Source organism: Bhargavaea massiliensis (assembly GCF_018390575.1).
In the GTDB taxonomy this organism is placed as follows: domain Bacteria; phylum Bacillota; class Bacilli; order Bacillales_A; family Planococcaceae; genus Bhargavaea; species Bhargavaea massiliensis.
This window is the reverse complement of the sequence record NZ_JAHBCJ010000004.1, coordinates 92,697-113,244: the sequence shown is the minus strand read 5'-3', so window position 1 is coordinate 113,244 and position 20,548 is coordinate 92,697. Positions and strand designations below refer to the sequence as shown.

Annotated in this window: 14 protein-coding genes, 1 other RNA gene and 1 other annotated feature; of the genes, 2 read left to right on the top strand and 13 right to left on the bottom strand. The window is 55.0% G+C overall.

Features of this window, described 5'->3' with window-relative positions; all coding sequences use genetic code 11:
* Positions 1 to 241 precede the first annotated feature (241 nt).
* From recD2 to cymR, 5 genes are all read right to left on the bottom strand, one after another.
* Positions 242 to 2,731: an SF1B family DNA helicase RecD2 gene (recD2, locus tag KHA84_RS07355; RefSeq protein WP_213422885.1), complete on the bottom strand. Its 2,490-nt coding sequence runs from the start codon at positions 2,729 to 2,731 to the stop codon at positions 242 to 244.
* Positions 2,732 to 2,750: 19 nt separating this feature from the next.
* On the bottom strand, positions 2,751 to 3,419 hold the full coding sequence (locus tag KHA84_RS07350; RefSeq protein ID WP_213422884.1) for a tetratricopeptide repeat protein: 669 nt from the start codon (positions 3,417 to 3,419) through the stop codon (positions 2,751 to 2,753).
* Positions 3,420 to 3,431: 12 nt separating this feature from the next.
* The gene (mnmA, locus tag KHA84_RS07345) at positions 3,432 to 4,547 is read right to left on the bottom strand and encodes a tRNA 2-thiouridine(34) synthase MnmA (RefSeq protein WP_213423117.1); all 1,116 of its coding nucleotides are present in this window, start codon (positions 4,545 to 4,547) and stop codon (positions 3,432 to 3,434) included.
* A gap of 20 nt (positions 4,548 to 4,567) precedes the next feature.
* On the bottom strand, positions 4,568 to 5,713 hold the full coding sequence (locus tag KHA84_RS07340) for a cysteine desulfurase family protein (RefSeq protein ID WP_213422883.1): 1,146 nt from the start codon (positions 5,711 to 5,713) through the stop codon (positions 4,568 to 4,570).
* Between the two features lie 74 nt (positions 5,714 to 5,787).
* Positions 5,788 to 6,207, bottom strand: a complete 420-nt coding sequence (gene cymR, locus KHA84_RS07335; RefSeq protein ID WP_213422882.1) for a cysteine metabolism transcriptional regulator CymR — start codon at positions 6,205 to 6,207, stop codon at positions 5,788 to 5,790.
* Between the two features lie 124 nt (positions 6,208 to 6,331).
* On the opposite strand from cymR, the gene KHA84_RS07330 reads away from it, so the two are divergent.
* Positions 6,332 to 7,618 (top strand): replication-associated recombination protein A, encoded by a 1,287-nt coding sequence (locus KHA84_RS07330; protein ID WP_213423116.1) that lies wholly within the window; start codon positions 6,332 to 6,334, stop codon positions 7,616 to 7,618.
* 590 nt (positions 7,619 to 8,208) lie between these two features.
* Here the strand turns inward: KHA84_RS07330 and KHA84_RS07325 are convergent.
* The 4 genes from KHA84_RS07325 to hisS form a co-directional block, all read right to left on the bottom strand.
* Positions 8,209 to 8,973: a tRNA threonylcarbamoyladenosine dehydratase gene (locus KHA84_RS07325; RefSeq protein ID WP_213422881.1), complete on the bottom strand. Its 765-nt coding sequence runs from the start codon at positions 8,971 to 8,973 to the stop codon at positions 8,209 to 8,211.
* Between the two features lie 71 nt (positions 8,974 to 9,044).
* Positions 9,045 to 9,226, bottom strand: a non-coding RNA gene (gene ssrS / locus KHA84_RS07320) — 6S RNA.
* A 68-nt stretch (positions 9,227 to 9,294) separates the two neighbouring features.
* Positions 9,295 to 11,055: an aspartate--tRNA ligase gene (gene aspS / locus KHA84_RS07315; protein ID WP_213422880.1), complete on the bottom strand. Its 1,761-nt coding sequence runs from the start codon at positions 11,053 to 11,055 to the stop codon at positions 9,295 to 9,297.
* Positions 11,056 to 11,075: 20 nt separating this feature from the next.
* On the bottom strand, positions 11,076 to 12,344 hold the full coding sequence (hisS, locus tag KHA84_RS07310) for a histidine--tRNA ligase (RefSeq protein WP_213422879.1): 1,269 nt from the start codon (positions 12,342 to 12,344) through the stop codon (positions 11,076 to 11,078).
* 53 nt (positions 12,345 to 12,397) lie between these two features.
* Positions 12,398 to 12,641 (bottom strand) — a binding site (T-box leader).
* A 118-nt stretch (positions 12,642 to 12,759) separates the two neighbouring features.
* On the opposite strand from hisS, the gene KHA84_RS07305 reads away from it, so the two are divergent.
* Positions 12,760 to 14,313: an N-acetylmuramoyl-L-alanine amidase family protein gene (locus KHA84_RS07305; protein WP_213422878.1), complete on the top strand. Its 1,554-nt coding sequence runs from the start codon at positions 12,760 to 12,762 to the stop codon at positions 14,311 to 14,313.
* A 484-nt stretch (positions 14,314 to 14,797) separates the two neighbouring features.
* Here KHA84_RS07305 and dtd read toward each other — a convergent pair whose 3' ends face one another.
* The 4 genes from dtd to recJ form a co-directional block, all read right to left on the bottom strand.
* Positions 14,798 to 15,241, bottom strand: coding sequence for a D-aminoacyl-tRNA deacylase (dtd, locus tag KHA84_RS07300; protein WP_213422877.1), 444 nt, complete (start codon positions 15,239 to 15,241; stop codon positions 14,798 to 14,800).
* A gap of 19 nt (positions 15,242 to 15,260) precedes the next feature.
* Positions 15,261 to 17,456 carry a RelA/SpoT family protein gene (locus tag KHA84_RS07295; RefSeq protein ID WP_213422876.1) on the bottom strand — a complete coding sequence of 732 codons (2,196 nt, stop codon included), beginning with the start codon at positions 17,454 to 17,456 and terminating at the stop codon, positions 15,261 to 15,263.
* Positions 17,457 to 17,575: 119 nt separating this feature from the next.
* On the bottom strand, positions 17,576 to 18,094 hold the full coding sequence (locus KHA84_RS07290; RefSeq protein WP_213422875.1) for an adenine phosphoribosyltransferase: 519 nt from the start codon (positions 18,092 to 18,094) through the stop codon (positions 17,576 to 17,578).
* On the bottom strand, positions 18,085 to 20,433 hold the full coding sequence (gene recJ / locus KHA84_RS07285; protein WP_213422874.1) for a single-stranded-DNA-specific exonuclease RecJ: 2,349 nt from the start codon (positions 20,431 to 20,433) through the stop codon (positions 18,085 to 18,087). Before recJ ends, KHA84_RS07290 begins: the two co-directional genes overlap by 10 nt.
* Positions 20,434 to 20,548: the final 115 nt, after the last annotated feature.

Here is a 20,548-nt window from a genome sequence, read left to right as displayed (position 1 = left end):
AATAGGGACGAAGGATCTGTTCGCGGTACCACCCTGATTACAGCAGCATCCGCCGCTGTCTCTCAAATGCCTTAACGCGGCGGACGGCAGGGATGAGCTGCACTCTGGAGTAGCTTTCCGCATCCTTGCCTACGAGATCCCTTTCAGTCGGGGGAATCCTTCCTGTGCCGGCGCAGTGCGTACTTTCTCCGTCATCGAATTGTCTTATATCCCGCATTATAGTGAAAAGGGAGGCACCTTGTCAACGGCCGTCCATAAAATCAAACGGCGACACGCCATTCATGCCGACCATCGGATCGATGGCCTGATGATTGGACAGGTTGAGGGACGGCGGAGCGGACGGTGACCGCTCTTGCCCTGAGCCGATTTCCGAAGTTGATGTTGCAGGGACAGCTTCCGGCTCGGTTACGGTGCCGGAAGCTTCCTTCTCCGCTGCCTGTACGGCCGTTTCGGCAGAAGGCGTCTCTCCGCTTGTCACCCTCTCCAAGAGCGACGTCCTCCTGCTGAGGTCGTCTGCCCGGGCGATGCCTTCCCTGAAGACATCCGGCTCGCCGATGAGGATCAGGAAGTTTTTCGCGCGCGTCAGTCCGGTGTATAACAGATTCCTGCGGAGCATCCGGCGGTAAGTCCGGACGACGGGCATGATGACCGTTCCGAATTCACTGCCCTGGGATTTATGGATCGAGATGCAGTAGGCCAGTGTCAGCTGGCTGAGATCTTTCCGCTCGTAGTTCACTTCAAGGCCGTCGAAGGAGACCACGATCATCTCTTTTTTGTCGACGGTCTCGTTCGGCTTCATGATGGCGACCACTTCGCCGATGTCACCGTTGAACACATTGCTTTCCGGCTGATTGACAAGTTGCAGGACTTTGTCACCGATCCGGTAGGTGATGTCGCCGAACACGGTTTCTTTCCGGCCTTCTTTTGCCGGATTAACGATTTCCTGAATCAGTTTGTTGAGGTTGTCGATGCCGGCAGGGCCCTTGTACATCGGAGCCAGCACCTGGACATCCTGGATCGACTGTCCTTTCGTCATGGCGCTTTTCAGCACTTTCTCGACCGCTTCCGGAATCTGCGGCGTGCCGGCTTTGATAAAGGACCGGTCGGATGTCTTTTTCCCGATATCGTCTGTGACACCGCCCTTTTTCACCTTATGGGCGAGCTCGATGATCGATGAACCGCTGCTCTGGCGGTAAATATCGGTCAGCTCTACCGCAGGCACCTGTTTGGAGGCAAGCAGGTCTTTCAGAACCTGCCCCGGGCCAACAGGCGGGAGCTGATCCTGGTCTCCGACGAAGATGACCTGGGCCCCGTCCGGAATCGCCTTCATCAGCTGATGCGCGAGCCACGTATCGACCATCGACACTTCATCGATGATGAAAAGCCGGCCGTCCAGTTCCCGCTCGGTTTCTTCTTCCCGCTCCATTCCATTAAAGCCTAGAAGCCGGTGGATGGTCATCGCAGGCAGCTCGGTCGACTCGCTCATCCGCTTTGCCGCGCGTCCTGTCGGTGCGGCGAGCACGATCGGGAAGGATTCTTCCTTTTTCGCATAGTCCTTCGGTTCAAGCGACAGCCCGTGAAGCTCGGCATACAGTTCGACCAGTCCCCTGATGACGGTCGTCTTGCCAGTCCCCGGCCCGCCCGTCAGGATCATGAACGACGAATTGAGCGCAAGCTCGATCGCTTCCACCTGGGTTTTGGCGTAGGTGACCCCGAGACGTTCCTCAATGCCGCCGAGTGCCTTCCGGATTTCAGACTGTGGAAAAGCATCCTTGTGCGACTCGTCCTCAAGCAACGAAACCACTTTCGAGGCGATGCCGATCTCGGAAAAGTACAGCGACGGCAGGTAGCAGCGCTGCTGCTCGACGACAATCTTGCTTTCTTCACCGAGTTCGATAATCGCCTGCGTGATCGCTTCGAAACTGATCTTGTGGGGCTGGCTCGCTTCAAGCATCCTCTTGGCTTCCGGCAGGAGCGCCTCCGCTTGCGTAAACACATGGCCTTCCGACAGTGCCGCCATGTTCAGGAGGTGAAGCACTGCCGCCTTCACCCGGTCCCTGTGATCTCCTGTGATTCCGAGCCGTGCCCCGAGTTCATCCGCCCGCTGGAAGCCGACTCCCTCGATCTCCCCGATCAGCCGGTACGGATTCGTCTGCAGTACGCTGACAGTCTCCTCCCGGTATGTCTGGTAAATCCGCATTGCGAGCTGAGGGCCGAAACCCCATTCATTCAGCGCGATCATGATCCTTTCCAGCCCCATGTTCTCCTGCAGGACGGAAACGATCGTCTCTTTCCGCTCGTCTGACAGCCTCGGCACCCTGTCGAGGGCGGACGGGTCATTCAGGATGAGACTGATCGTATCTTTTCCAAGTTCCTTGACGACCGCCTGGGCAGTTTTCTGGCCGATTCCGGGAAACAGGTCAGACGACAGGTAATGGACAAGTCCCGTCTCGGTGTCTGGAAGGTCTTTCGTGAACACGGAAGCCTTGAACTGGGTTCCATATTTCGGATGCTCCACAAGGCTTCCCTGGAACTTATATGTATCCTCCCCTTCAAGGGGAGGGAAATATCCGGTCACGACAATCTCCTTGCCGTCATATCCGGAGTCGGTCGCAGTGACTTTGACACGGAGGATTGAAAACAGGTTCTGCGGATTGTGGAAGACCGTGGAAACCGGCCGGCCGGATAGATATTTTTCATCTTCTTTAAATAGGTCCATTTGCCCGGCCATTCCGCTTACCTCCTTTGCCTTACTGTTCCGACTGACTGATCATGGTATAGACTTCACGCGCCTGGAGATGGTCCGGGCTGATCGTGAATGCTTTTTCCAGGTGGCTGAGCGCATGCCCGCGCTGTTGCGTAGACACTGCATACAGCACACCGAGGTTATAGTGGGCGTCTGCATTGTCCGGATCATGTTCCGTAACGTACTTCAGCTCTTCCATCGCTTCAACAAACATTTCCAAGGAAGCCAGAAGGATGCCGTAGGACAGCCGGATCTGCAAATCATCGGGCGCCAGTTCCCGCGCGCGCTGCATGTACGGAAGAGCCAGTTTCAGCTTGCCGGTACGTTCGAGTGACTTTGCCAGCATGTAAGGAGCGTCCGCTCCCTCAATGCCGCCACGGATCGCTTTTTCGTAAAGCCTTGCCGCTTCCTCGTAACGCTCAAGGTTATAATAGAGGCCGGCCAGCCCGTAGATTGCCGTCATGGAATCCGGGTCAAGGGCCAGCGCTTTCTGGAAGAATTTCTCCGCTTTCAGCGCTTCCTCTTCCCGTCCGATCGATGCGAGCAGGTTCCCGAAATTGATATAGCCGATCGGATCGTCCGGATTGGCGTCGATCGCTTCCGTGAATGCTTTCACGGCTTCTTCATAGTCTTCGTTTCGGATCGCTTTGATCCCTTCGGTATTATGATCCATTCCCATCACTCCTCAACCGACATAGTCAAGCCGGTTGCCGTTTTTGTACACTTCGTCGATCGTTCCGCCTCCGAGACAGACGTCGCCGTCATAAAATACGACCGCCTGGCCCGGTGTGATCGCACGGACCGGTTCGTCAAATGTCACCGTGGCGGTTCCGTCGCCGTGCAACTCTACTTCAACGCCTGTGTCCGGCTGCCGGTAACGGAATTTCGCCGTGCAGCGGAATGTTTCCGGCTTCGGGACATCAGAAGTGAAACCGATTTGGACCGCCTTCAGGCTGTCGGAGTACAATGCGTCGTTGTGGAAGTTCTGGCCGACGAGGAGCACATTTCGCTTCAGGTCCTTCCCAATTACAAACCAGGGATCGCCCGCTCCTCCGATGCCGAGACCATGGCGCTGGCCGATTGTATAATACATGAGCCCGTCGTGGGTTCCCATGCGCTTGCCGTCCATCGTCTCCATCGCGCCAGGCTGTGCCGGGAGGTAGCCGGACAGGAATTCCTTAAAGTTGCGCTCACCGATAAAGCAGATTCCCGTCGAGTCTTTTTTTGTCGCAGTCGCAAGCCCTGCCTCAAGGGCGATCTTGCGGACTTCGGACTTATCGAGATGTCCGAGCGGGAACATGACCTTCGACAGCTGATCCTGAGACAGCTGGTTGAGGAAATACGTCTGGTCCTTGTTTTCGTCGACGCCGCGCAGCATAACGGATTCATTCTCCCGGTGCTCTACCCGCGCATAGTGACCCGTTGCCAGGTAATCGGCGCCTAGGCTCATCGCATGGTCGAGGAAAGCCCGAAACTTGATTTCCTTGTTGCACATCACGTCGGGATTCGGCGTACGCCCGGCTTTGTATTCATCCAGGAAGTACGTAAATACTTTGTCCCAATATTGTTTTTCGAAGTTGACCGCGTAATACGGGATGCCGATCTGGTTGGCGACCCTGATCACATCCTCATAGTCCTCCGTCGCCGTGCATACGCCGTTTTCATCGGTGTCATCCCAGTTTTTCATGAAGATGCCGATGACATCGTAGCCCTGCTCTTTCAAAAGCAGCGCGGTTACAGAGGAGTCGACGCCGCCGGACATGCCGACGACGACGCGGGTGTCTTCTGGTTTTTTATGAATTGCCATGTTTTTTCACCTTTCTATTGTCCAGCGAGTCTCCGGACCACAGCTGCCGTTTTTTCCGCGGCGGCCCGGATGTCTTCGTCCGATAAGCCGTATCCGAAACTGAAGCGGACGGAATTGCGCAGCTCCTCCGCCCCTTCCCCATACATTGCGACGAGCACATGGGATGGATCGATCGAACCCGCCGTGCAGGCGGAGCCGCTCGATACATGAATGCCCGCCAGGTCCAGATTAACGAGCAGCGATTCGATATCCGTGCCCGGAAAGCTGATATTCAGAATGTGCGGCAATGTGCTTGCCTGTCCGGCATTTACGTTAAAATCGATTTTGGATTTTTCGAGTGTGCCTGTCAGGGTCTTCTTGAATGACTCATGCCGTTCCCGCCGTTCCTCAAGAGATTCATGGGCGATTTCTGCCGCTTTGGCAAATGCCGCGATGCCCGGCACGTTTTCCGTCCCCGCGCGGCGTTTGCGCTCCTGTTGGCCGCCGGAAGTCGGCGGCACCAGCTTCGTGCCGTTTTTCTGATAAAGGAAACCGATCCCCTTCGGACCGTTGATTTTATGTGCGGACGCGCTGAGCAGGTCGACACCGAGTTCCCCGACATTGACCGGAATCTCTCCAAAAGCCTGAACCGCATCGGTATGGAATGTCGCCGGGTGCCCCTTCAGGATTTGTCCGATCTCCCTGATCGGCTGGATCGTGCCTACCTCGTTGTTTGCCGCCATGATCGTAACAAGGATCGTGTCATCCCGAAGCGTATTCCGGACATCTTCAGGGGACACGCGCCCTTCCCGGTCGACCGGAAGCCAGGTCACCTCAAAGCCGCGCTTTTCCAGCCGTTTGCAGGCGTTGAGAATTGCATGGTGCTCGATGGCCGTCGTAATGATATGGCGGCCTTCATCCGACCTTGCTTCAGCCGTTCCGAAAATGGCGAGATTGTCGCTTTCCGTGCCGCCGCCCGTGAAGATGATTTCTTCCGGACGGGCGCCGATCAGGCCGGCTGCGGTTGCCCGGCTGTCATCAAGCAGCTTTCTTGCACTGCGCCCCGTGCCATGGATGCTTGAAGCATTACCGTATGTGCTTGTGAGAAGTTCTGCGTAGACCCGGGCCACTTCCGGATGCACCGGTGTCGTGGCCGCATGGTCCAGATAAATTCCGTTCATCTCCAAAATCCTTTCCCAGCAGTGGTGCCGGTCGTTTCACTGATTATTTCGGTCCGGCTGTTGATATCAGGCTGTCAGATATAGAACATGTAGCCTTCGTCTTTGCTGTCAGATTTCATATTGATCAGGTCTTCAATCGTGACTGTATCAAGCACTTCTTTTACAGCGTCGCGGATGCGCCCCCACAGCAGCCGCTGGGGCTGCGGCTCGTCTTCAATCCCCTCGACCGGCTGGATCGGCCCTTCCAGGACCCGGATCACATCTCCGGCCGAAATCTGATGCGGCGGCTTGGCCAGTTTGTATCCGCCGTGCGCGCCCCGTACACTTTTGACAAGCCCCGAATTGCGGAGCGGCGGAACGAGCTGTTCGAGGTAAGCCTCGGAAAGGTCATTGATTTCTGCAATTTTGCGGAGCGGAACCGGCCCGCTGCCGTATTGCCGTCCGAGCTCGATCATGATTGCCAGCCCGTAACGGCCCCTGGTTGATATTTTCATCAGTACACCTCTACCCTGCGCTTTTCTATCCGCCATTATAGCATAATGATTACCGCTCTCGCGCATGAAGAGTCCCGAAAGGAACTGTATAATGGAAGGATGGATGAAAGAAAGGGCTGATCTCATGCAGAACGAACCGCTCGCCTTCAGGATGAGGCCGGAAACAATCGACGAGATTGCCGGCCAGCGGCACATCATCGGGAAAGGGACGGCACTTTACCGGATGATCAAAAACGGGCACGTGCCGCCCATGCTCCTCTATGGCCGCCCAGGTGTCGGCAAGACGTCGCTCGCGCATGCGATAGCGGGCACGAGCGGCCTGCCGTTCATTGCGCTGAATGCCACCGTGTCCGGTAAAAAAGACGTGGAGCGGGTCGTAGACGAGGCACGGGTAACCGGCAAGGTCATTCTCTTTTTGGACGAGATCCACCGGTTCAATAAATTACAGCAGGACGCGCTGCTCCCGCATGTCGAAAACGGCTCGATCGTCCTGATCGGGGCCACGACCGAAAACCCGTTTCACGATGTGAATCCCGCCATCCGTTCAAGATGCGGAGAAATCCTTCAGTTAAAAGGGCTGGAGACCGAGGACATCGTGGAACTGATCCGGAGAGCGCTCTCCGACACAGACCGGGGCCTCGGCCGGATGGACATCCGGATCACTGACGACCAGGTCGTCCGTTTAGCGGAGGGCGCTGGCGGCGATGCCAGGAAGGCACTGACACTTCTTGAATCGGCTGTGCTCGCTTCTGATGAGGAAGACGGCACGACCATTGTGGAAGATGCGGTGATCAAGAGCCTCATCGGGCGCACTGGTGTGTTCGGGGACAAAAACGGTTCCCACTTCTATAATCTCTTGTCGGCCCTCCAAAAATCCGTACGCGGAAGCGACGCGGATGCCGCCGTCTTTTACCTTGCTCATCTTCTGGAATCGGGCGACCTGACCGCGGTATGCCGGCGTCTCCTCGTCATGGCCTATGAGGACATCGGCCTGGCCAATCCGGAAGTCGGCGCGCATGTTCTGGCGGCGACACAGTCCGCTGAGCACCTCGGCATGCCGGAAGCCCGAATCCCCCTGAGTGTGGCGGTCATCGAGATGTGCCTCTCCGAAAAATCAAACTCGGCCTATCGCGCTTTTGATGCTGCGGCGTCCAGAATCCATGCCGGAGACACCGGCGAAATTCCCCAGCACCTCAAAGACGCCCACTACGCCGGTGCCGCGGCGCTCGGACATGTAGGATACAAGTACCCGCACGACACCCCCCTCGGCGAGTTCGGCGGTTGGACCAGCCAGCAGTACCTTCCAGACAAGGTGGCTGATGAACGGTTCTATGAACCCGTCATCGCCGGCAGGGAGAAAAAGATGGCCGGCATCTATAAAAAGCTGAAGCAGTTCATGAAAAAACCATGAAGGGGCTGTCCAAAAAATTTGGATTCAGCCCGCCATATAGCAAACGGCATGGACGCCGGGAGACTCCTCGAAAATGCTTCGCATTTCCTTCGTGCGAGGCTTATTCGAGGAGGCTTTTATGTCCTGCGGGAAAAGCCGGGCTGTCGTGACCCGCTTGACGCGGGGCTCGGCGCCGGCCCGCGGTAAGCGACCAGAGTCCGTGCTGTTTGTTTTTTTTAAATTCATACTTACTTTCTGGACAACCCCTTTTGATTGGTGGCAGCCGGAGCCGGTATCGGCGTTCCTTGTTTCAACTTCGGGCTCCTTGTTTTAACTCCGTATTCCATGTTGCAACTTGCCGCTCCTTGTTTCAACTCCATATTCCATGTTGCAACTTTCCGCTCCTTGTTTCAACTTCGCATTCCATGTTGCAACTTTCCGCTCCTTGTTTCAACTCCGCATTCCATGTTGCAACTTTCCGCTCCATGTTTCAACTCCGTATTCCATGTTGCAACTTCGGGCTCCTAGTTTAACTTTGTAAACATAAAATTATTATCTAATTCCAACTCGAACAGAGAAAAAATCCGCTCCCCAGGGGGAACGGATGTTATTTATTCGCCTTTTACACGTTTGATCTTGATGTCCTTGACGATGTCATTCAGTACCCAGGAAGCACAGAACAATCCGGCGGTCGACGGAACAAATGCGTTCGATGCAGGAGGCATTTTCGCCTTGCGGATTTTCGCATCCGGCTTCCCCACCACCTCATTGACTTCTTCCTTGGAAATGATCGGGCTTTCGTCCGAGAAAACAACCGGGACGCCTTTTCGGATGCCGTCCTTTCGGAGCGTCGTCCGGATCACTTTGGCAAGCGGATCCGTGTGAGTTTTCGAGATGTCCACAATCTGCAAACGTGTCGGATCGGTTTTGCGGGCGACCCCCATGCAGGAGATGACTTTCACGCCGCGCTTCACGCACTCTTTGATCAGATGGATCTTATAGGCGATCGTGTCGGATGCATCAATCACATAGTCAGGACTCAGATCAAACAGTTGGTCCGCCGTTTCTTCCGTGTAAAACATGTTGAGTGTGATCACTTCACAATCAGGATTGATGTCCGCAATCCGCTCTTTCATCACTTCGGCTTTTTTCCGCCCGACCGTAGACAGATAAGCGACAAGCTGGCGGTTGACGTTCGTGATGTCGACTTCATCCTTGTCGATCAGGATGATCCGGCCTATTCCTGTCCGTGCGCACGCTTCTGCCGCGAATGAGCCGACGCCGCCGACACCGAGAACGGCGACGGTCGTCTGCCTGTATCGGTCCAGCCCCTCTTTGCCTACTGATAGTTCATTTCTGGAAAACTGGTGCAGCATGGGGGTTCCTTCCTTTCGCAAATCAAAATAAAAGCCTCCCGCTCAGGCGGGAGGCGGTCAGTCAAAACGGGACAGATCCCGATTGTGCCGTCTTTGGTTAATCGTTTTGAACCCGCACAAGGCAGGTGGGTGTCCTCACCGGCACGTTTGACTTCCCTCTGAGGGGCATGCCAGCAATGCCGGTATTCGGACTCCCTACGATTTGAATGTTCGGTCAAAACTGATAGACAAATAACGAACACATCAGGATCTGTATTGGAATCATAGTAACATATCTGAATCTTGGAATCAATGCTGAACGTTTATGGCTTCCGCCTTATTTTAATTCTGTAGCTTTATACCCAGTTCCTTGAGTTGAGCGTCAGACACACCGGACGGCGCTTCAACCATGAGGTCGCTTGCACTTGCCGTTTTCGGGAATGCGATGACGTCGCGCAGGCTTGATGCGCCCGCAAGAAGCATCGCAAGGCGGTCAAGACCGAAAGCGATTCCGCCGTGCGGAGGCGTTCCATAGTCAAAGGCATCCAGCAAAAATCCGAACTGGGCCTTTGCCTCTTCTTCGGTAAATCCGAGTGCCTTAAACATTTTTTCCTGGATATCGCGTTCATAGATCCGGAGAGAACCTCCGCCGAGCTCAAAACCGTTCAACACCATGTCATAGGCCATCGCCCGGACTTTCTGTGGCTCCGTGCCGAGCTTCTCAATGTCTTCACGGACCGGCATCGTGAACGGATGGTGGGCTGCATAATAGCGGCCGTCTTCTTCGTCATACTCAAACAGCGGCCAGTCGGTCACCCACAGGAAGGCATAGCGGGATTCATCAATCAGGCCGCGATCCTTGCCGAGTTTCAGACGGAGAGCGCCCAGCGCGTCAGCGACCACTTGCTTTTTGTCGGCAACGAATAGCAGAAGGTCACCGGGCTCCGCTTCGAGAGAAGCCTTCAGCTGTTCCGCCGTCTCGCCTTCGAAAAACTTGGCGATCGGGCCCTTCAGCCCGTCTTCTTCGACTTTCATCCAGGCAAGCCCCTTGGCACCGTACCGGCCCGCAAATTCCCCGAGCGCATCGATGTCTTTGCGGGAATAATCGCCCGCGGCGCCTTTAACGTTGATCGCCTTGACCTGCCCTCCGGATGAAACCGCGCCCGCGAACACCTTGAAGGAGGAGTCTGCAACAATTTCGGAAACATCCTGAAGTTCAAGTCCGAATCGGACATCCGGCTTATCGGAACCGTAACGCGCCATCGCTTCGTCATAGGTCATGCGCTGGAATGGCACGGACACCTCAACACCTTTGACGTCCTTCATCACTTTTTGCATAAGGGTTTCGTTCAGTTCGATGACGTCTTCCATTTCGACAAAGCTCATCTCCATGTCGATCTGGGTAAACTCAGGCTGCCGGTCCGCCCTCAGGTCCTCGTCCCGGAAGCATCGGACAATCTGGTAATACTTATCGAAACCGGAGACCATGAGTAACTGCTTGAAAAGCTGCGGAGATTGCGGAAGCGCATAAAACTCGCCGTCATGGACACGGCTCGGAACAAGGTAGTCCCGGGCACCTTCCGGGGTCGATTTTGTGAGGTATGGCGTCTCGACTTCCATGAATCCATTGTCGTCCAGATAGTTCCGCACGGTTTTCATGATGTCCGAGCGCATTTTGAACGTCCGGTACATTTCCGGGCGGCGCAGGTCAAGGTAGCGGTATTTCAGTCGGATTTCCTCGCCTACTTGGTTTGCATCTTCAATGACGAATGGCGGATTTTTCGCTTCGTTGATGATGTCGATCTCTTCCGCCTGGACTTCAATCCTGCCTGTTTTGAGGTTCGGGTTAACCTGGTTTTCCTCGCGGCCGATTACAGTGCCGCGCACCTCGACGACAAATTCATTGCGCAGCCGGTCACCTGTCTTCATGGCCTCACCGGAAAAGTCCGGATTAAAGACGACCTGCACGATTCCCGTCCGGTCACGAAGATCAACGAAAATCAGGCCTCCAAGGTCACGGCGCCGCTGCACCCACCCCTTCAGGACGACTTTCTGTCCGATCTGTGTCTCGGTGACTTCACCGCAATAGTTGGTTCTTTTCATGTCAGCTCTTCCTTCCTCACTCAAGATCTGCTTTTCAGGGCTTCCGAAAGACGGAAGAATTCCACCGTCTCCTGTGTGCCGTCCGCCATGTTTTTCACGCCGGCGGCTCCGTTTTTAAGCTCATCTTCGCCGATGACGATAACATGTCTCGCTTTCATGCGGTCTGCCGCCTTCATCTGGGCCTTCATCTTCCGGCCAAGGTAATCCATATCTGCCGCGATGCCTTCCCGCCGAAGGTTGCCGAGAATCTTGACCGCTTCTTTCCGGGACTCATCGTCCAGAGCGACGATGAACGCATCCAGCTTGCTTTCGGTTTCCGGCATCTTGCCTTCGGCCTCCAGCGCCATCAGGAAACGCTCGATGCTCATGGCAAACCCGATGCCGGGCGCTTCCGGACCGCCGATGTCTTCCGACAGCCCGTTATAGCGCCCGCCTCCGCAGAGCGTCGTGATGGCTCCGAATCCGTCCGAAGTGCTCATGATTTCGAAAGCGGTGTGGTTATAGTAATCCAGCCCCCTGACAAGGTTCGGATCGACAACATAGTCGATTCCGAGTGCGTCCAGCGCCGTTTTCACCTCTCCGAAGTAGGCTGCGGACTCTTTGTTCAGGAAGTCGGTAAGCGCCGGTGCGTTGTTCATCAGCGGATGTTCCCGGTCCACTTTGCAGTCCAGGATCCGGAGCGGATTTTTCTCGAGCCTGTTCTGGCAGTCACTGCAGAACTCGCCGATCGACGGTTCAAAGTGGCGGATCAGTGCTTCGCGGTGTGCGTTCCGGCTTTCCTTGTCGCCGAGCGAATTGATTACAAGACGCAATTCCTTGAGCCCCGCACGCTGATACACATCCATCGCGAGGGAAATGACTTCCGCATCGATTGCCGGCGAATCGCTTCCGATCGCCTCGACACCAAACTGCACAAACTGGCGGTAACGTCCTGCCTGTTGGCGTTCATAGCGGAACATCGGTCCCATGTAATAGAGCTTCACTGGCTGATCAGGTGAGCCGAACATCTTGTTTTCGACAAATGCCCGGACGACCGGCGCAGTGCCTTCCGGCCGGAGCGTCAGCGAACGCCCGCCCCGGTCCTCGAATGTGTACATCTCCTTCTGGACAATATCGGTCGTGTCCCCGACACTTCTTGTGAACAGTTCGGTCTGCTCGAAAACCGGTGTCCTGATTTCTTCATAACGGTAAAGACGGCATGTTTCCCGGATCAGCGACTCGACCGCCTGCCAGCTTCCCGTTTCTTCCGGAAGCAGATCTTTCGTTCCTCTAGGCACTTTGAACATCATTGATATCCATCCTTTCCAAGAAATGAAAAAGAGCCCCCGTCCCCTGCATTTCTGCAAGGGACGAAGGCTCACTTTTAGCCACCGCGGTTCCACCCTGATTGGCACAGCAAAGCTGCACCCACTCGGTCCGGGTAACGGCCGGTTCCGTCTTCTCCTACGCGGGGAGATCCTCCCTTTTCGAAGAAGAGCCTCTCGGATGTTGTTCACGGCCCTTGTCCTGCAGGCGGGATTTCAGCCCGGGTCCCACCCTCTCTTTTCAGGACAATGGGCCGCTAATTTTCCGGTCAGTGGCGTCCATTCCAGTATCAATTAACCATTATCTTAATGACTTAAGAATCAACTGTCAACCGTTTTCGAAAAAGGTATAGAATTCTCCGTGACTTCACCGTAAACTTATCCTTGAGGAGGGGGATGAATGAGAAACAAACGGAAAATCGCATTATCCATTTTGCTGGTCTGCGGACTGTTGCTCGGCTTCCATGGCACATCCGGCACTGTCCGGGCGGCAGGCACAGTGACAGTCGATACCGATTCGGTCAATATCCGTTCTGGACCGGGGCTCGCACACAGTGTGACCGGTTCCCTGAAACGCGGTGACACCGTCAAGGTTCTCGGATCCGAAGGCGATTGGCTGTATGTGGATGCCGGTTCTTCCAAAGGGTATATCGCCGCTTACCTGACCAAAACGTCAGCTGCCCCGGCACCGGGATCCGACACCGTCATTTCGCAGGTGGACAGGCTGAATGTACGCGCACAGCCGACCACGTCATCCGCGGTTCTTCTGAAGATGAACCGCGGCGACCAGGCCACTTCCCACGGCTCTTCTGGCGGATGGACGGAAGTGACTGTGAACGGAACGCGCGGCTGGGTATCCAGTCAATACATAACCGCCTCTTCGGCCAAGCCTGAAACGGAAAAGGCGAAAGCGGAAAGCGGAACGTTCACAGTTGCCGTATCCGCGCTGAACGTCCGCGAAAAACCGGATTTGACCGCCGGTAAAGTCACAGTGGTCAGACAGGGTGAAAGTTACCCGATCACCGAAACTTCCGGAAATTGGGTCAAACTCTCCATCAGCGGCAAAGAGGGCTGGGTGTACGCCTTCCATGGCGTCCGCTCTTCCGGGGCCGCTGCTGCCGGCACCCCTTCTGGAAAAACCGGATCGGAGTCCGGCAACCAAGCCGATTCGGTCACCATTCTTTATGACGGAACGAACCTGCGAAGCAGTGATTCCACTTCATCTGATGTGGTAAAACGGGCGGCTGCCGGAGAAACCTTTAGCGGTGTACGTGAAGGCGACTGGTATCGGATTTCGCTGAATGACGGCTCGGAAGCCTATGTGGCAAGCTGGGTCGTGTCAGTCGGAGGCGAAGCGGCGGAGCTGAAAGACCAAAAGAAAAAAGCCGGGCGCAAAGAGGGAACGCTGAATGGGGTCACCCTCGTAATTGACCCGGGCCACGGCGGCAATGACGGCGGGACAACCGGCATGAGGGGAACAAATGAAAAAGACCTCACCCTCCCCACGGCAGAACTCCTGGCTTCCAAGCTAAGGGCAGCCGGTGCGGAAGTGATCCTGACACGGGAAACCGATGAGTATGTCGGCTTGAGAAAGCGGGTTTCGCTCAGCAATCAGGCGGGGGCCGACGCGTTCATCAGCCTTCATTACGACGCGACGACCGACCACTCGGTCCGGGGATTCACCACCTATTACCAGAAATCAATCGAGGAACCTCTTGCTGAGTACGTCAACATCTATCTAGGCAAATCTGTGAACCTGAAGGACAGGGGTGTCCAGAAAGGGAACTACCTCGTGCTGCGCGACAATCGGCAGCCGTCCATCCTCGTCGAACTCGGCTTTCTCAGCAACCTGTCCGAAGAACGCCGCGTGACAAACCCTGAGTACCGGGAACAGGCAACAGATGGCATCTACAAAGGAATTATCAAATACTTCGATTCCCAATTGGGACAATAAAAAGCAGAACTGAGCCGGGTTCTGCCGAGCTGCAGATCAAGAGAGCAAAATTGCTCCATGATCTGCAGCTTTTACGTATTATTGACCGATTTCCGCTCCGGGTGCTTGCTTTCCGCGTGCGGTCCGCAAGCCTCATCGAGCCTCGCGGGGTCCTGCGGTGTACCGCCTGGCCCGCTTTTATCGCAGGAGTCAAACACCTTCTGCTCCAATCAACACCGATAAATCACTATGAACGATTCGGAAAATGTATCGCAGCAGTATAGAAACCATAGCCAAGTACCACAGATAAACAAGGAAGACCTTCCACTGTGCGATGCGCGAAGACGTCAGCCTATGGACTGGTGCCGACTGAAGCAATACTTCGGAAAACGGGGGGCCTGACGCGGAAATCCCAAGGATTCATCTAAAATTAAAACTGCAGGCGAAGGGGCGATATGCTCACCTTTGTCTGCAGTCACTTGTAAAGCCTTTTTAGCTCTTTTAGTCATTTCTTCGATTCAAGAATCACCGTGACAGGGCCGTCGTTGGTGAGGCTGACGTCCATCATGGCGCCGAAGACACCGGTTTCCACACGGAGCCCGAGGCCGCGGAGCTCTTCATTGAATCGCTCATAAATCGGCTGGGCCTGTTCGGGCCTTGCCGCTTCTGAGAATCCGGGACGGCGTCCCCTTGTCGTATCCGCATACAGCGTGAACTGCGATACAGATAAAATGGCGCCGCCCGCTTCCAGGATCGACAGGTTCATCTTTCCCTCGTCATCTTCAAACAGGCGGAGGTTGGCGACTTTATTGGCCACATAACGGACATCCTCTTCCGTGTCGGAGTGTGTGATGCCGACCAGAAGCACATAGCCGCTGTCGATGGCACCGGTCACCTTACCGCCGACGGTCACGGACGCTTCCCCGCTCCTCTGAATGACCACTTTCATTTAAAACTCTCCCCCTTCCTCAGTTCGTGACCCGCTGGACATAATAAATGTCGCGGATTTGCTTGATGCGCTCAACGATCCGGTGCAGGTGGGTGATGTTCGTGATCAGGAGCGTCATATGGATGGTCGCGATTTTGTTTTTATCACTTTTCGCGCTGACCGCCGTGATCACCGTCTTGAGTTCATTGACGATGTGCATCACTTCATTCAGCAGGCCGGGACGGTCGAAACCTGAGATTTCGATATCCACCTGATACTCTTTATATTTTCCTGCTGGACTGCCCGCCCATTCCACGTCGATCAGACGGCTTTCCGAATCGTCGGGCACGACGTTCGGGCAATCCTCCCGGTGAACCGAGACACCGCGGCCTTTCGTGATATACCCGACAATTTCATCACCCGGAACCGGGCTGCAGCAACGGGACAGGCGGATGAGCAGGTTATCGATACCCGGAACGATGACGCCGGATTCAGTTTCTTTCTTTTGTTGTGGAGCCGCCATTTCCTTGGTGATTTTTTCAAGCTGCAATTCGGCTTCTTTTTCTTTACGGAGCTTTTCCGTCAGCCGGTTGACCACCTGCTGGACGGTGATGCCATTAAAACCGATGGCGGCATGCATGTCTTCTTCATTCGCAAAGTTGAACTTGTCGCAAACCCGCTTGATGTTCTCTTCGGTAAGTACATCTTTTTTCGCCAGCCCGCGTTCTTTGAGTTCTTGCTCGATCATCTCTCGGCCCTTGATGATGTTTTCATCACGCAGTTGTTTTTTGAAGAACTGCTTGATCTTGTTTTTGGCCTGGGAGGTGTTCGCGATTTTGAGCCAGTCCCGGCTTGGTCCGAACGACTGCTTGGACGTGAGGATCTCCACGATATCCCCCGTGTTGAGTTCTGTGTCGAGCGGGACGATTTTGCCGTTGACTTTGGCGCCGATCATCTTGTTTCCGACTTCCGAGTGGACCCTGTAGGCAAAGTCGATCGGGACAGACCCCGACCGGAGTTCCAGGACATCGCCATTCGGCGTGAAGACGTAGACCATGTCCGAGAACAGGTCATACTTTAGTGATTCCATAAATTCTTCCGCGTTAGACGACTCGTTCTGGAAGTCAAGAATCTCCCGGAACCAAGTCAGCTTGGAATCCAGGCTGTCCTGATTTTCCTGCAGGTTCTTGCCTTCTTTGTATGCCCAGTGGGCCGCAACCCCGTACTCGGCAATCCGGTGCATCTCATCTGTCCGGATCTGCACTTCGAGCGGCTCGCCATTCGGGCCGACGACGGTCGTATGAATGGACTGGTACAGGTTTTGCTTTGGCATGGCAATGTAGTCCTTGAACCGCCCGGGCATCGGTTTCCAGAGCGTATGGATAATCCCCAGAACGGCGTAGCAGTCTTTGATGCTCGAGACCTGAACCCGGATGGCGAGCAGGTCATAGATTTCATTGAATTGCTTGTTCTGCAGGACCATTTTGCGGTAGATGCTGTAGATATGCTTTGGACGGCCGGAAAGTTCCGTTTTAATGTTTACCTGTTCCAGTTCGCCACGAATCTGGTCCATGACTTTCTTGAGATAATTTTCCCGCTCGGTACGCTTTCTCTTCATCAGATTGACGATGCGATAGTACTGCTGCGGATTCAGGTAACGCAGCGCAGTGTCTTCCAGTTCCCATTTAATGGTCGAAATTCCTAGGCGGTGGGCAAGCGGCGCAAAGATCTCAAGTGTCTCGGCCGATACACGCCGCTGCTTTTCAGGGCTTGTAAATTTAAGGGTGCGCATATTGTGAAGGCGGTCGGCCAACTTGATGAGGATGACCCGGATGTCCTGCGCCATCGCGAGAAACATCTTCCTGTGGTTTTCCGCCTGCTTTTCTTCTTTTGACTTGTACTTCAGCTTGTCCAGCTTGGTGACGCCGTCGACCAGCCTGGCCACTTCTTCCCCGAAACGGGAGACCAGCTCCTCTCTCGTTACTGCCGTGTCTTCCACGACATCATGCAGGAAGCCTGCTGCCACAGTTTCCGGATCCATCTGGAGGTCGGCAAGGATGCCCGCAACCTGTACGGGATGCGTAATATACGCCTCACCCGAGCTGCGGGTCTGCCCCTCATGTGCCTGTTCCGCCACTTCGTAGGCCTCTCTGACAAACTGGACATGCTCTTCATTCATATAGGAGGAGACGGATGCGAAAACATCCTCTACCGTCATCACTGTATTTTTCGCCATTCCGTCCACCGCCTTCCGATTACTTTTCTGATATAAAGTAAGACTATTTTATCAAAAAAACGCGTTTTTGCAAAAACGCGCTCTCGAATCAGACCCCCGGCTTCCGCCGGGGGCCGAAATCAGTCTTCGTAATTGATTAGTGCATGGACGTCGTAGCCTTTGAGGCGGTCCCGTCCGTCCAGGTAAGAAAGCTCAATGAGGAAAGCGCAGCCGGCCACTTCGCCGCCGAGTTCCTCAACCAGCTTGACCGTCGCTTCGACCGTTCCGCCGGTTGCCAGAAGGTCATCGATGATGAGAACTTTCTGCCCCGGCTTGATCGCATCGTGATGGATGGTCAGGACGTCCTTGCCATACTCGAGGCCGTATTCGACCTTGATCGTTTCGCGCGGAAGCTTGCCTTCCTTCCGTACCGGGGCGAAGCCGATTCCGAGTGCATAGGCGACTGGGCACCCGATGATGAAACCGCGTGCTTCCGGGCCGACAATGATTTCCGCCCCCACTTTTTTCGCGTACTCGACGATCTGGTCGGTCGCGTATTTATAAACAGGACCATTGTCCATGATAGTCGTAATATCCTTGAAGCTGATGCCTTCTTTCGGATAGTTGTCGACAATCGTCACGTATTGCTTTAAATCCATAGTTGTTGCTCCTCCCGGGCAGTCTCAGGCGCATCCAGTATGCTGCCGATGACCCGCCGTAATTCCTGATAAGGCGAATAAAGTAAAGTTTGCTCGATATTGATCATCCGCTCCAGCCCCGAAAACGTTTCGGATTCGGACAGATCCCGCTTTGGCGGGTTGCCCACGACTGCAGCAAGTCCGTTCTCCATTGTAACAAACCCGAGCTCAAAAAACACCTTTGTCATAAAAATAACCGTTTCCCGGCTCCATCCTTTATGTTTGGCCAATCGTTCCCCTTCATGCAAGACGTGGAAGGTGCCCTTCTGCTTCAGGAACGTATAGTACCAGCCGAACTGCTTTCGGTCGGGAATCCCCATGAAGTAGCGGGATTCCGGCACGTGGAAATGCGCATAGATCCTCGACGGCATGCATGAGCTGAGCAACCCTTCAAGTTCCTCGAGTGAGTCAGGCAGATCCAGCAGGACAAGCGTGGACGAACGGGCCGGGTCCAGGTCCTTCGGCTGAATGATGTCCTTCCCGGTGTCTGCGCGGAATTTCTGTACGCTCTCTTTTCTGAAGGCAACAAATAACGCTTCTTCCGGAATAGAAGGAAGCCACCTGGACAGCAGGCGCTCTCCGCGCACGTCAAACAGCTGCCAACCGTCGGACTTCAGGTCCGTCAGCATGAGCTGAGGCTTTTTCCTGCCGTTCCACTCGTTGATCTGCAGATCGCCTGCAACGCTCACACGCGCATCCGGTGTCAGCTCGTCTTCAAGATGCCCGAGTCCGAACCCGACAACATCGAGCGAGATCGTCCCGTCAGAGACGCTGAGCTTCAGGTGGTTTTTCATCGAACCGATTTTCCGGCTCGATTCCACGTTCAGGTCTGTCAGGCAATAGACAGGCTTGGCGAAGCCGACACCATATGGTCCAAGCTCGCTCAGTGATTCGATCGAAGCGATATCGACCTCATCCAGAGTCAGCTGCACATCGACGTCCAGAGTCGGAATCAGATCCTCCTCTGTCAGCACTTCCTCCCCCTGACTGATGAGGTTTTCCCTTAGTTGCGTAACATGTTCGATCGGCATTGTCAGCCCGGCGGCCATCGGGTGGCCCCCGAAATGCGGGACGAGATCCGCATTTTTCTTGAGCTCACGGTACATATGGAAGCCCTCGATACTCCGTGCGGACCCTTTTGCAATTCCCTTTTCGGGGTCGAGTGCGAGTACAATTGACGGGCGGTAATATTTCTCGGTTATCCTCGATGCAACAATGCCGACGACGCCCGGATTCCAGCCCTCTCCCGCCACCGTCAGCACATGAGGGACCGCATCGCCATATGTATCTTCGATCTGTGCGATCGCTTCATCGGCGATGGAGGCGACCATCTTCTGCCTTTCCTTGTTCCTGTCATTTAGCTGAGCGGCAAGCATCGATGCTTCCGCTGCATCACCGGTCAGGAACATGCGGACGGCAGGTCCTGCATCACCCAGCCTGCCGAGGGCATTGATTCTAGGACCGAAAGCAAAACCGATCGTTTCTTCATTGATTTCATGCTGGCGCACATCCGATACGCTGCAGAGTGCCCGTACGGCCGGATTGGATGTTTGTCTTAATTTCCCGATTCCCATTTTGACGATGAGCCGGTTTTCTTCATGAAGGGGGACAAGGTCGGCAACTGTGCCGATTGCACCAAAAATCAGCGAATCTGCCGGAAAGTCACCGGTCAGTGCATGGGCGACCTTGAGGGCCACTCCGACACCCGCCAGCTCACCGAACGGGTAGTTTCCTTCCGGGTGGCGGGGGTGGATGATTGCATCCGCTTCCGGCAGGACTTCGCCCGGCTCGTGGTGATCTGTGATAATCACATCCATGCCCATTTCCTTTGCCGCTGCCACCTGCTCGTTGCCGGATATTCCGTTGTCAACCGTCACGATCAGCGAGGCACCGCGTTCGTATATTTGACGGAAAAGGTCAGTATTTGGACCGTATCCGTGCTCAAACCGGTTCGGGATCACATAGAAGGCATCCGCACCCAGCGAAAGCAGCGCCTTCATAAGGACGGTCGTGCTCGTAACACCGTCGGCATCATAGTCTCCGTAGACAGCGATGCGCCTTCCTGTACGGATATGCTTATGGATCAGGTCAACCGCCTTGTCCATGTCTTTCATAAGAAACGGGTCGTGCCAGCTTTCCAGCCCGATTTGAATAAAGGCGGACGCTTCTTCCGGGTCCGTGAATCCCCGTGACGCCAGTACCTTTGCCGCAATCGGCGAAAGCCCGAGAGCCTGGCGGAGCTTTTCCGCCGCCCCGGCCTCACTTTCCTGGGACCGCCAGCGCTTCATCGATTCTATCATTCCATCACTTCCTTGGAGACTATTATACATGAGAACGCACGAGTCTACCCATCCCCAAATAACAGAGGGACACATGGAAAATCCCGGCTTAGTTGGCGAGCCGGACGCCCGGGCT

Excerpts from the sequence above, each read along its gene's own strand:
- KHA84_RS07325 (WP_213422881.1), bottom strand. The coding sequence starts at position 8,973 with ATGCTGCACCAGTTTTCCAGAAATGAACTATCAGTAGGCAAAGAGGGG.
- hisS (WP_213422879.1), bottom strand. The coding sequence starts at position 12,344 with ATGATGTTCAAAGTGCCTAGAGGAACGAAAGATCTGCTTCCGGAAGAA.
- aspS (WP_213422880.1), bottom strand. The coding sequence starts at position 11,055 with ATGAAAAGAACCAACTATTGCGGTGAAGTCACCGAGACACAGATCGGA.
- recJ (WP_213422874.1), bottom strand. The coding sequence starts at position 20,433 with ATGATAGAATCGATGAAGCGCTGGCGGTCCCAGGAAAGTGAGGCCGGG.
- recD2 (WP_213422885.1), bottom strand. The coding sequence starts at position 2,731 with ATGGCCGGGCAAATGGACCTATTTAAAGAAGATGAAAAATATCTATCC.
- dtd (WP_213422877.1), bottom strand. The coding sequence starts at position 15,241 with ATGAAAGTGGTCATTCAGAGGAGCGGGGAAGCGTCCGTGACCGTCGGC.
- KHA84_RS07350 (WP_213422884.1), bottom strand. The coding sequence starts at position 3,419 with ATGGATCATAATACCGAAGGGATCAAAGCGATCCGAAACGAAGACTAT.
- KHA84_RS07290 (WP_213422875.1), bottom strand. The coding sequence starts at position 18,094 with ATGGATTTAAAGCAATACGTGACGATTGTCGACAACTATCCGAAAGAA.
- KHA84_RS07295 (WP_213422876.1), bottom strand. The coding sequence starts at position 17,456 with ATGGCGAAAAATACAGTGATGACGGTAGAGGATGTTTTCGCATCCGTC.
- cymR (WP_213422882.1), bottom strand. The coding sequence starts at position 6,207 with ATGAAAATATCAACCAGGGGCCGTTACGGGCTGGCAATCATGATCGAG.
- KHA84_RS07305 (WP_213422878.1), top strand. The coding sequence starts at position 12,760 with ATGAGAAACAAACGGAAAATCGCATTATCCATTTTGCTGGTCTGCGGA.
- KHA84_RS07340 (WP_213422883.1), bottom strand. The coding sequence starts at position 5,713 with ATGAACGGAATTTATCTGGACCATGCGGCCACGACACCGGTGCATCCG.
- KHA84_RS07330 (WP_213423116.1), top strand. The coding sequence starts at position 6,332 with ATGCAGAACGAACCGCTCGCCTTCAGGATGAGGCCGGAAACAATCGAC.